General features: G+C 46.9%; 8 protein-coding genes and 4 pseudogenes. 3 read left to right on the top strand and 9 right to left on the bottom strand.

What is annotated here, in order from left to right:
• The first annotated feature begins 72 nt into the window (after positions 1-72).
• From manA to ACMAZD_RS20870, 3 genes are all read left to right on the top strand, one after another.
• Positions 73-1,290, top strand: a complete 1,218-nt coding sequence (gene manA / locus ACMAZD_RS20880) for a mannose-6-phosphate isomerase, class I (protein WP_435250444.1) — start codon at positions 73-75, stop codon at positions 1,288-1,290.
• Between the two features lie 247 nt (positions 1,291-1,537).
• A complete protein-coding gene (locus ACMAZD_RS20875) occupies positions 1,538-1,978 on the top strand; it encodes a PTS sugar transporter subunit IIA (protein ID WP_435250443.1) in 441 nt (146 codons plus the stop codon).
• A gap of 13 nt (positions 1,979-1,991) precedes the next feature.
• Entirely contained in the window at positions 1,992-3,404 is a 1,413-nt protein-coding gene (locus ACMAZD_RS20870; protein ID WP_435250442.1) for a fructose-specific PTS transporter subunit EIIC, read from the top strand.
• A gap of 133 nt (positions 3,405-3,537) precedes the next feature.
• Here ACMAZD_RS20870 and ACMAZD_RS20865 read toward each other — a convergent pair whose 3' ends face one another.
• From ACMAZD_RS20865 to ACMAZD_RS20825, 9 genes and pseudogenes are all read right to left on the bottom strand, one after another.
• The gene (locus ACMAZD_RS20865) at positions 3,538-4,674 is read right to left on the bottom strand and encodes an ABC transporter ATP-binding protein (protein ID WP_435250441.1); all 1,137 of its coding nucleotides are present in this window, start codon (positions 4,672-4,674) and stop codon (positions 3,538-3,540) included.
• 56 nt (positions 4,675-4,730) lie between these two features.
• The gene (locus ACMAZD_RS20860) at positions 4,731-5,465 is read right to left on the bottom strand and encodes an HAD family hydrolase (protein WP_435250569.1); all 735 of its coding nucleotides are present in this window, start codon (positions 5,463-5,465) and stop codon (positions 4,731-4,733) included.
• A pseudogene (locus ACMAZD_RS20855) lies at positions 5,455-6,938 on the bottom strand (CehA/McbA family metallohydrolase). The gene ACMAZD_RS20860 and the pseudogene ACMAZD_RS20855 overlap by 11 nt, the downstream one beginning before the upstream one ends.
• A gap of 122 nt (positions 6,939-7,060) precedes the next feature.
• Positions 7,061-8,341, bottom strand: a complete 1,281-nt coding sequence (locus ACMAZD_RS20850) for an extracellular solute-binding protein (protein WP_435250440.1) — start codon at positions 8,339-8,341, stop codon at positions 7,061-7,063.
• A 6-nt stretch (positions 8,342-8,347) separates the two neighbouring features.
• Positions 8,348-9,295 (bottom strand): carbohydrate ABC transporter permease, encoded by a 948-nt coding sequence (locus tag ACMAZD_RS20845; RefSeq protein ID WP_435250439.1) that lies wholly within the window; start codon positions 9,293-9,295, stop codon positions 8,348-8,350.
• A gap of 23 nt (positions 9,296-9,318) precedes the next feature.
• Positions 9,319-9,901, bottom strand: a pseudogene (locus ACMAZD_RS20840) (carbohydrate ABC transporter permease); the annotation flags it as partial.
• A gap of 32 nt (positions 9,902-9,933) precedes the next feature.
• Positions 9,934-10,362 carry an IS200/IS605 family transposase gene (gene tnpA / locus ACMAZD_RS20835; protein WP_140150538.1) on the bottom strand — a complete coding sequence of 143 codons (429 nt, stop codon included), beginning with the start codon at positions 10,360-10,362 and terminating at the stop codon, positions 9,934-9,936.
• A gap of 67 nt (positions 10,363-10,429) precedes the next feature.
• Positions 10,430-10,750 (bottom strand): annotated as a pseudogene (locus ACMAZD_RS20830) (carbohydrate ABC transporter permease); the annotation flags it as partial.
• Between the two features lie 84 nt (positions 10,751-10,834).
• Positions 10,835-11,737: pseudogene (locus ACMAZD_RS20825) on the bottom strand (LysR substrate-binding domain-containing protein).
• Positions 11,738-11,806: the final 69 nt, after the last annotated feature.

Raw genomic sequence — 11,806 nt, 5'->3', positions numbered from 1 at the left:
GCTTGAGGCCTTCTACACTCCTTTTTTAGGAACAAATGGAGCTCAAGCCATGTTTCCCTCATGGTGATTTCGATGTCTGATTTTTCCTTAGCGAACGACTCGTTCGTACAACGCTTTTTCTATCCTATGACCAACGTGATTCAAAACTACGCATGGGGTAGCCCCTCTTCGTTCAGCCAACTGTTTGGTATTGATAACCAATCTGGTGAGCCACAAGCTGAGATCTGGATGGGCGCTCATCCTAATGGTTGCTCAATGGTCACTGACAACGGGCAACAGACCACGTTGTCGAGCTTGATTTCTAAGAACCTAAACCTGTTTCTAAGTGAGAAAGTCGCAAGTCGATTTGGTGAGCTGCCATATCTATTCAAGGTGTTAGCAGCAGAGAAAGCGCTATCGGTGCAAGTTCACCCGAACAAGCAACAAGCGGAATCTGGCTTCGCTCTTGAAGAGCAGCAAGGCATTCCGATGACGGCTGGCAATCGTAATTACAAGGATGCCAACCACAAGCCAGAATTGGTGTATGCCCTAACTGACTACACCGCGATGAATGGTTTTAGATCAATCAGCGAGATCCTTGAGCACTTCCACTACCTTGATATTCCAGAGCTGCATTCGATGGTCAATGACCTAGAGGGCGACCAAACTCCCAATGGATTAGCGAGCTTCTTCGCGAGCTTATTGTCTTTGCAAGGAGAACAAAAAGGCATGGCGCTGACCATGTTGCTGGTGAAGGCGAAGCTTTCAGATACACCTGTGTTCCAGTTGATTTCAGAACTGGAAGAGCAATACCCGGGTGATGTCGGGTTGTTTGCTCCACTGCTATTGAACGTGATCACTCTAAAGCCGGGGCAAGCCATGTATCTGGATGCAGAAACGCCCCACGCTTACATCAAAGGGACGGGCCTAGAAATCATGGCGAACTCAGACAATGTGCTTCGCGCAGGGTTGACGCCTAAATATATGGACGTGAATGAGCTGGTTTCTTGTACTCGATTTAATGAAAAGCCCGCGGATAGATTGCTGCTAAGCCCGATAGAGCAAGGTGATGTGATGGAATACCAAATTCCGGTCGAAGATTTTAAGTTCTCTATCGTGCAAAACTCACATCAGCGACAGATCACTACCGAAGGTGCCGAGATCCTACTACCTATCGACGAATCTATGGTGCTTACTCACCAGTGCGGCGAAACCTGCGTGATAGAGAAAGGCCAATCGGTATTCATTCCTGCTTATGCTGAGAGCTACAAACTGGACTGCGTTGGCCGAGTAGCGCGTGCTTACAGCTAGCTCTTCCGAGTAGATACAAACACCGATCATGCCCTGCTTTGCGGGGCATTTTTGTCCCTAGTGAATGCTATCTCAACACCGAAGTACACCATCAAATATGACTCATCTCACACTGGATGAATGATGCAAATCACACTTAATTTTGCTGGATACAAATGTACAGTGAAGGGCTTTTATTTGCTATTTCGCGAATCGGGTTAATCCATTAATTTTAATTCAAGAACTTCAATAGTGAATGAGTTAATAAATGATCACACAGCTAACTAACGTCAACTTAATTAATAACAATCTTCAAGCGAATAATAAAAAAGAACTGTTTGAAGAATTGGCAGGCATGTTATTTGAGAACGACCGAATTAATTGCAAAGATACTTTCCTATCAGGTATTGAAATTCGTGAATCTCAAAGTATCACCTCGATGGATGGCATCGCTTACCCGCACTCAAAAAGCAAGGCTGTTACTGAGCCGGCTATCGCTGTCGGTGTTAAACGTGAAGGCATTGATTATGGCGATGAAGACGGCATCAATCCAACCGTATTTTTTATGATCGCATCACCAGACAACTGTGCTGACAATCATATTTATGTACTACAAGAACTGTTTGGAAAATTCAGCGATGAATTTATCCAGAATATCCATAACGCAAAAGATAAACATCAAATCCTTAATATTTTAATTAATTCATAAGGCGTAGAAAATTATGAGCACCCTAGCAAATCAAGCTGCCAATACTAGCAATAGAAATAATAGTAGCGACTATAAAAAAATCCTTAGTACCATGAAAGGCCACCTGCTTTTCGGAACATCACACATGCTACCTTTCATCGTAGCCGGGGGTGTTCTATTGGCCTTAGCGGTAATGGCATCAGGCAAAGGCGCTGTACCTGCAGATGGCCTGCTGGCAGACATCTCTAATATCGGTATCAAGGGCCTTGTCCTTTTCCCAATCATTCTTGGCGGCTTTATTGGTTACTCCATTGCAGATAAACCAGCACTAGCGCCAGCGATGATCTCTTCTGGCATCATGGCTGACATGGGCGGCGGCTTCCTTGGTTGTATCGTGGCAGGCTTTATCGCCGGTGGCGTGGTGTTCCAACTTAAGAAGATCCCGCTTTCTGCAAACATGACGGCGCTGGGTGCTTACTTCATCTACCCGCTTCTAGGCACGTTAATCTCTGCAGGTATCGTACTGTGGGGCATCGGTGAGCCAATCAAACTGTTCATGTCTTCAATGAACGAGTTCCTAGCTTCAATGGCTGGCGCATCTAAGATGGTTCTAGGCACAATCCTTGGCGGTATGACTGCGTTTGATATGGGCGGCCCTATCAACAAAGTAGCGACCCTATTTGCTCAAACTCAAGTAGACACGCAACCTTGGCTAATGGGCGGCGTAGGCATCGCGATTTGTACACCACCTCTAGGCATGGCACTGGCGACGTTCCTATTCAAAAATAAGTTCTCTAAACAAGAGCAAGAAGCAGGTAAAGCAGCGGCAATCATGGGTTCTATCGGTATCTCTGAGGGTGCTATCCCGTTCGCAGCGAACGACCCAATGCGCGTACTTCCTTCAATCGTTGCCGGTGGTATCGTGGGCTGTGTATTCGGCTTCATGACAGACGTTCTGCTACACGCACCTTGGGGCGGCCTAATCACAGCACCAGTATCTAGCAACATTCCAATGTACGTCGTCGGTATTGCGCTAGGCTCACTGACAACAGCGGTTATCGTTGGTTTCTGGAAACCTGTAGCGGTTGAAACCGAAGAAGACATGGTTGAAGCACCAGTACAAGCTCAAACAGCACCTGTAACAGGCCAAGGTAAGTACGACATCGTAGCCGTAACATGTTGCCCTTCAGGTGTTGCACACACCTTCATGGCAGCGAAAGCACTAGAGAAAGCAGGCTTAGCAGCTGGCCTTAAGATTAAGGTAGAAACTCAAGGTCAAAACGGTATTCAGAACCGCATCAGCGACCTAGATGTAGCGAACGCGAGACTGGTTATCTTGGCACACGACATTCAAGTGAAAGACGCTCACCGCTTTGCTAACGCGAACGTGATTGAATGTTCAACCAAGGAAGCCATGAAGAAAGCCGCGACTATGGTGGCTATCTAAAATCTGAAACAAGTTAGAAGATAAAATTACTAACCCCCTAGTAACTAAAATCCCCGCTCGTTTTGTCAGCGAATGGGGATTTTAGTTACTAGACGAATTGGTAACAAACTTTGGCTCTGTAACGTCAGTTTGATCAACCTTGAGGGACAAGCGTCTCTTCGGTTTCCAAATCAAACAAGTGACACTGTAGCGTATTAAAATGGAGTACTGTCTCTTCGCCGCTGTTTGCAATGCGATCTGTATCGAAAGGTACACGTGCCACCAGCTTGTCTGCACCGAGTTTGAAATAGAGATACAGCTCATTACCCATAGACTCAACCACATCAAGCCTGTGCGTTTGAGTATTAACTTCCGACAAAGATGCATCGTGGTTGGCCAATTGAATATGCTCAGGGCGAACACCAAACCACAACCACTCTCCTACTTTTTCACAGGCGATAGCCTGCTTGTCTTGTGGCAGCGTCCAGCGTGCTCCACTTTCTGATACCACATTCATTACACCGTCAATCTCATCCACCCTGACCTTGATAAGGTTCATGGCTGGAGAACCAATAAAGCCTGCAACAAACTTATTCGCTGGGTACTGATAAAGATTCATTGGTGTATCGACCTGCATGATCTCGCCTTGATTCAATACACAGATGCGGTCACCAAGAGTCATGGCTTCCACCTGGTCGTGTGTCACGTAGAGCATGGTGGCGTTCTGCCCTTCTTGCTTCAGGTTATTGTGTAGCTGCGCAATACTGACTCGCGTTGAAACACGCAGCTTCGCATCCAAGTTAGACAAAGGCTCATCAAACAAAAACACATCTGGCTTACGCACCATTGCACGTCCAAGAGCCACACGCTGCCTTTGACCACCCGACATTTCACCTGGCTTATTATTTAGCAGGTGTTCGATATCCAGAGTCTTGACTGCATCTTCAATACGTTCATTGATTTCATGCTTTGGCAGCTTCTGTTGCTTAAGACCAAAAGCCATATTTTCATACACCGACATGTGCGGATAAAGCGCGTAGTTCTGAAACACCATCGAGATGCCGCGATCTTTAGGTGGCAATTCATTTACACGCTTATCGCCAATGTAGACATCGCCTTCTGAGATATCTTCAAGGCCTGCGATCATACGAAGTGTGGTAGATTTTGCGCAGCCAGACGGCCCAACAAACACCATGAACTCACCTTCGCGAATATTCAGATCGACACCGTGCACGGCCTTAAAACCATTTGGGTAGGTTTTTTCTACCCCTCGCAGTGTTACTTCAGCCATAACCTGTCCTTAAATCAATTGGTTAAATACTATCTTTGCAATCTGTCGTGGACGTTTTAGCCACGTTCTTGCAATTGGTTGAGCTCAAAATGAGCGACTGATGCGATAACCAGATCCGCCACTGGCTCTAACTCGCTGTGTTGTGCTGTACCCGTCAGCACGCCGACATTGCTTGCGCCTGCATTGCGGCCAAATTCCATATCCGAAACCGTGTCACCAAACATGATCACTTCATGTGGCTCAATACCGCATTGCTCACAGAAGGCATTGAGCAGTGCTGGCGCTGGTTTAGGTTCGATATCACCATCGGAATAACCAATATAATCAAACATCTCACTCAAACCCGATTGCTCTAGTGTGTAGATGGTTGAGTCTTTGGTGTCTGCGGTCGCGATGCCTAAAATCATGCCCTGCTGTTTAAACACACCCAGCTTTTCAGCCACACCTGGTAGTGCTTCAATCCAGCTTGGGTTTTCTTCCACTTCGTCATTGAAAGCGGCTTTGGTCACCTTAGTGAACTCAGCGAGTGAGACATTAGGTTGCAGCATGTTGAACCACGCTGTCGCGGTATCTTCCACTGGGTTTGAGGCTAATAGCCCATAGTTATCAACCACATCACCTTCAACACCGATGGCCAAGAGTAACTCAGCAGGTGTGATAGTTTGATTACCCTGATGCTGGTCACTGAAAGATTTCACACGCTCACAAGCACCACGAGAAACGTTGAGCCACATCTTGTGGAACTCTAACAATGTGCCGTCTTTATCAAATAACATCGCCTTAAACTCCATCACGGCTCATTCGCTCCATTAGTTCTCCCCAAGTACGCACTAGGGGTTGGTTAAATTCTGGTTGTTTGCCGTCGAATACGGCATTGATGCAGCCTTCAAATTCATTATTAATAGATGAAGGTTGAGTGCTGTTCGATCCTGTTGAGCATGGAAGATCTCCACGACGAATATCGACACGACACCAACGGTAGCCTTCATCAATATGGATACTTTGCAGCTCATCATTTAAAGCGGTTCGGTCAACAATCTCGCCATCCACCACGCACTCTGCGTAGTAAGGGTTTTCTGAATCAGAGACCGCAATTCGGTATGTTAGTGGTTGGCCTTGAGAATCGTTGCCCGGCAGTAAATCACCTAAGTTGATGTCAAACTTCAAGCCGCAACGTCGCTCTAAGTAAACTTGCCCATTACGCAGACCAGACAAGATGCCTTCACCACTCAAGCCGTGGCTGTATACGAAAGTTGATGGGTCACCGTAAATAGAAGGCTCATCCGATTTTGGATTACGCCCATGAGGTTCAAGGTGCGAATCACTGCCGCCAATTGCGGTAAGTCGCTGGCCACAATTCCACATTTCATTAAGCACCAACAACGCTTCTTCGGTCGCTTTGGGTGAAGTCGACCAAGTTGGGTCACAACACACTTCAAACGTAGAAATTTGGCTAAGATCGACTTGATCGTAATGCCAGTGCCACGGCTTCATCATCGGGTGATTAATGCCAAGGGAACTGTGTCCGACATTGTGTCCACTTCTAGCTAAGCTCAATCCAGCTTCCATGGTCGCTTGGCTGCTGTGTTCAACGTCTCTAAGGTCCAAAGACTTAACTGGGCCATGAACATTGAAGTGCCCAAGATCGGTCGTGACTTCTAACGCAGGCAAAAACAAACACTGGTTAGAAACAGGCAACTTGGGCTGGCAGATGTTGTGCTCTGTAAAGAAGAAAAATCGAGCCCTTGTGATTCCACAATGTCTTTAGCCGCGGCCAAGGTATTGTGACCATCAGAAAGCTGAGTGTGAGCGTGTAAATCGCCACGATACCAACGCGAATCAGAACTCAGTATGTGGCTGTAATCAAACTCGATATCGTGAGAACTTGTCACCGTTGGGGTCAGTTCTAACTCAGCATCGCTATTAACTAACTCTTCAGAACAAAGTACATCGACTTGATACTGCATCGCACGCTCGGTACGAAACTCACCTTCGAGGTTGTAAAGTTCTAAAAACCACTCGCCCGATGGAATCGCACCATCAATCGCGCCTAGCCCAGAGTTTTCCGGTTGGATAGTGAGTGACTTGTGCGCCTTTTCAAACAGCACTTTGCCACGAAATGCTTGGTTAGCATCATACGCCGCTGCGTACAAGAATCCTTTTTTCACCGTTGTGCCGGTAATCATTACGCTGTGAGAACCTGCTGGCACATCAAAGGAGATACGTACTCTGCCAAACGGCAGCTCACCTTGAAATTGGGTCATTGTCTTCACCAAATTCGTCCTAATTGAAGGACTGGGTCAAAAAGAGGCCCACCCGAATAGATGGGCCTTTGTTAGTTAATCGCTCTTCGTTACTAATAGCCAAGAGCTAACCACTTTACAGATTAAGAACGATTCGCTCGGTCTAGTGCACGTTGTGCTTTCTTAGCCGCTTGTTTTAGCGCTTTATCAGCAGGCACGTTTTGGATTTGAATCTGGTCCGTAGCTACCTTCAGCGCATCCATGATCTTACCGTTGGTAGGGTCGAGGAAATCTTTGGTCGCCGTGTTTGCTTGCTTCAACGGAATCAGGGCTTGCGGGTTATCTTTGGTGAACGCTTGGTATTCTGGAACTTCAGAAACACTGTTGCGCACTGGGATGTAACCGGTGAACATTGACCAAGCTGCGGTGTTTTTCGCGTTGGTGTAGAACTCAACAAACTCAAATGCACCTTTCGCCGCAGCGTCATCTGTGCCTTTTGGCATTACGTAAACCAGCGCACCCGCTTGTGGTGCAGAAGGGTTTGAGCCCCAACCTGGTTGCGTGGTTGCTGAAAGCTTAGTGAAGTCCAAGTCACCTTGGTCACCCGATGAACCGGTGTAGCCTAGAGCGTTGTCTTTCATCACGTCATCAATGGTTTTGTACCAGTATTCCCAGCCTTGACCACCGTAGTGAATACGCATGATTTGATCATCGTGAATCCACTTACGGAAGCTGTCCCAAACCTCAACCCACTCAGGAGAGTCAATCAGCACCTTCTTACCGTCATCACTGATGATCTTAGCGCCGTTAGAAAATGCCGCGTCAATCATGTTGTCTTGCCCCCACATCGGCTCCCAGCCGTAGAAGGTCACATTACCTTTCTCATCACGTTGTGTGACTTTCTCAGCGACCTTAGCCACGCCTTGCCATGTGTTTAGGTCTTGCTCGGTAAAACCGTTGTCTGCCAATACCTGCTTGTTGTAGTAAAACACTTGAGTTGTGCCGTAAGCAGGCAAGCCGATGATGGTGCCATCGTCTGCGGTGACTTGATCTTTAAACGCACCAATGAAGTCAGAGAAGTTAAACTCTTCATCCATGAAAGCCGTTAAGTCACGGCTCAAACCACGTCCGTGCATCGCTTCCGCACGACCTGAATCTAACAACACAAGTTCAGGCGCGGTTTTCGACGCCAAGCCAGCTTGTAGCTTCTGGTAGGTTTCCGTGTAGTTGCCTTGCAATGCTGGCTTCACCACATACTCATCTTGGCTCGCGTTGAACTCTTCGATGAGCTTAGTCATCATTTGCTGTGGCTTAGTACCACCGGAATACCAAAAGTTAACTTCGGTTGCGGCAAGAACGCTGCTAGAGAACATAGACGCGCTTGCTGCGCCAGCACACACTAGTGCGAGAGTTTTTAGTTTCATTTCCGTTTACTCTTTTACGCCGTTATCGGCGATACCTGAAAGAATCGTCTTTTGACAAATGACGAATAGAATTAACAAAGGCAATACTGCAATGGTGCTCGCCGCCATGATTTGCGACCAGTTCAACCCATAGTTACCTTCGGCAATAAAGTAGTGACGAATACCAGTAGCGATCAGGTTTAAATCCTGAGTCGTAATCACCAGACTTGGCCACATGTAGCTGTTATAATTGGTAATAAAAGTGATGAGGAACAGTGTTGCGACTGCTGCTCGGCATTGCGGTAAGATGATTGCCCATAAGATCTTGAGCTCACCTGCACCATCAATTCGTGCCGCTTCAATCAGCGACGGATGCACCTTGATAAACACTTGGCGTAAATAGAACACACCGAACACCGACGCCGCGTTCGACGCCACCAAGCCCATGTGTGAATCCAACAAACCCAGTTTTGCCAAGGTGATGTAAGACGGAATGTACGTCACTGCGCCCGGCAGCATGTAACAGCCCATCACGACGAAATAGAGCACTGTCTTCGAGCGAAACTTCAGCTGAGTCAGCGCGTATGCAAACATCGCTGAATTCACAATCACCAACAAGGTAGTGAACAAAGCCACACTAAAGCTGTTGAAGATGTACAAGCCAAACGGCGCGCTGTGGAAAGTTTCAACAAAGGTTTCCCAGCGAAACTGCTCTGGAATCAAGTCCAGCGGGTTAGTAAAGATCTCATCGTTACTTTTCAGCGAACCAGACAGCATCCATAAGAACGGAAACACCATAATGGTTCCGCAGGTTGCCAAGAAAAGGTGCTTCGCCAGTGTGAGGAACGAACGGCAATCCGCTGAGGCTTTCTTTGACGCAACTTCTGACTTCGTCGCTTTGACTTGAGCTCTAACTTTGGTTTTCGCTGCGCTCTGATTTAATACTTGGTTGGCATCCAATACTTGCGTGGTCATAATTCTGTCCTTTCAAAAATCGACTAGTAGTACACCCAGCGCTTGCCGATGTAGGTATTAATAAGTGCCAGCAATCCAGTAATCCAGTAATCCAGTAATCAGGAATATCACTAACGATGTCGCGGCCGCAGGTCCCATTTCGTAACGTTCAAACGCTTGTTGGTAGAACAAGTACAACAAGGTACGAGTCTCACCACCCGGCCCACCTTGCGTTAAGATCTGGAACTGATCGAACGCCTGCATTGCCGTGATAATGTTGACCACCACCAAGAAGAACGTCGTTGGGGAAATCAGCGGCAGCGTTATCTTCAAAAATCGCGTTAAGCTGCTGCAACCATCAATCAAAGAGGCTTCATACAGAGACTCAGGAATCTTATTAAGCGCACTGATGTAAAACAGCATCGTCCAGCCAATCGCCTGCCACACCGTCACGATAATCACCGCAATCAAGGCTGTATTTCCGTTCTCTAACCATGGAATAGCGCTAAACCCTGCCGACTCTAGTAAGTGGTTTGCCAAACCCGATTTAGTTTCAAAAACCCAAGACCACACAATCGACACCGCGACGGTTGGTGTAATCCAAGGGGAGAAGATCACCGCACGGTAGATACCCCCGTGCATGCACGGGGTACTTACTGTTACAACTCCATGCGGAGTTGACCAGAATCCTTTTCGCCCTGGTGTCTAACGTAATTCGCTATAACTTGTTCATTCACGCCTACGCTACTGACAAAGTAACCTGGCGACCACACAATGTTCTCTTTCCAGTAAACCTTACTTAGCCAACTGAACGTTTTTCGCATGTGGTGCGACGATTGGCTTTTTAGTTTACCCATGACGTCTGAAATACTGTATTTCGGTGGGATAAGCATCATCATATGCAGATGATCTTCATCAAAGCCTATCGTCTCAATCTCAACGCCAGGTAAACTTCGCAGTAACTTTGGCATAACCTTCCGTAGGTAGCTGCACATACCAGGATTCAGGATTTTCCGACGGTACTTAGTTACCCAAACTACGTGATACTTCGTGTAGTAGACACTATGGGATGAGGTGTAATATTGCATTTATCCATCGTACCGTCTCCAAAGGCATTCATCCACGGGTAAACCCGTGGTTTTCTGTATCCACAGAATAAAACTGGCTGCCCTTGAAGTTTTTGTGTAGCAACATCGCAAACACAAGACCAAGAATGATGGTGGGAATCACCACACCAACCGAGAACCAAAACGTGTTGAGTACCGCTTGAATGAACTCATAGTCTTCAACCATGTACTGATAATTTTCTAAACCGATGAACGAATAATCTGGCGAGATGTAATCCCAATCGGTGAAGCTGATATAAATCGAATAACCAAATGGTACGAGCCAAAAAGTAAACAGTGGCACCAACAACGGTGCGGTAAATAACAGTACCTTTAAGCGGTTTTTCATTGGTTCTGAGAAAGCACTCATAGTGACCTCGTCCTTATTTGTATGCGGTTAAATTAAGGGGTTTGTGTGACAGGTTAGTAAGAGCGCCCTTCATTTTTTTTATGGCTACCCATTAGAAAATCTTTCCTCCAGTTCACCGTCTTCCATCTGGTGATAGAGCCAATCGCAGAAGAAATTCACCTTGGCACTGCGACTGTGTTTGGTAATCAGGTAGTGGGCCGATTCGGCAGGCATTGACGAATCACTTGCTAATACAAGGTCGTTTTTCTTTAGCAATTCAGACACAGCGAGGGAGCGCACTAACAACATTCCAATGCCATGCTTGACCGCTTCTAAGGCATGCAGAGAGTTACTCACTTCGAGCAACACTTTGGGCAATGTCATCTCGAATTGGTTATGACTGAGCCATTGCAACCAGTTTTCTCGGTAGCCTTTCACCTGAACTGTTGGCAGCGCAGCGAAGTCAGGCTTACTAAGTAGTTCTTGATGGTCGGCTTAGAACTGAGGGCTGCACACCAACTGCCAATGTTCTTGAAACAATCGCTCGCAATGAGTGTCTTCGCTTTCGACCTTGCCGTTGGTCAGCTCCATATCAACATTCTGACAAGGAGTGGTTGATGGCCAGTCCACCAGCTGAATATCGAGCCTGATAAAAGGGTATTTTTGATAAAAAGATGGCAGGCGAGGTAACAGCCAGTTATGGCAAAAGGTGTGGTTAACGCGCAGGCTCAACACGTCGGTTTCTTTTTCTCCGAACAGGATTTGAGTCTGCAATTTCAGGTGAGCGAGTGAGCCCGCCACAATCGGTTGGTAATGCTGGGCAGCCGACGTCAGCTTCACGCCTTTAGAGCTGCGTTCAAACAAGGTGGTATCGAGAAAGGTTTCTAAACTTTTGAGCTGCTGACTCACCGCAGCTTGCGTAACACAAAGCTCTCGGGCAGCAGCGCCGATAGAACCGAGGCGGGCAACAGCTTCGAACGCTACAAGGGCACGTAAAAGGGGTAACATGGCTTCACCTGATTGAAATAAAAGTGAAAAATACTTCAATCAGGTTTCAGTTTTTTGCGGTTCCAGTTA

The sequence above is a fragment of the Vibrio sp. nBUS_14 genome (genome assembly GCF_051201655.1).
Lineage (GTDB): Bacteria > Pseudomonadota > Gammaproteobacteria > Enterobacterales > Vibrionaceae > Vibrio.
This window is presented reverse-complemented; position numbering and strand designations above follow the sequence as displayed.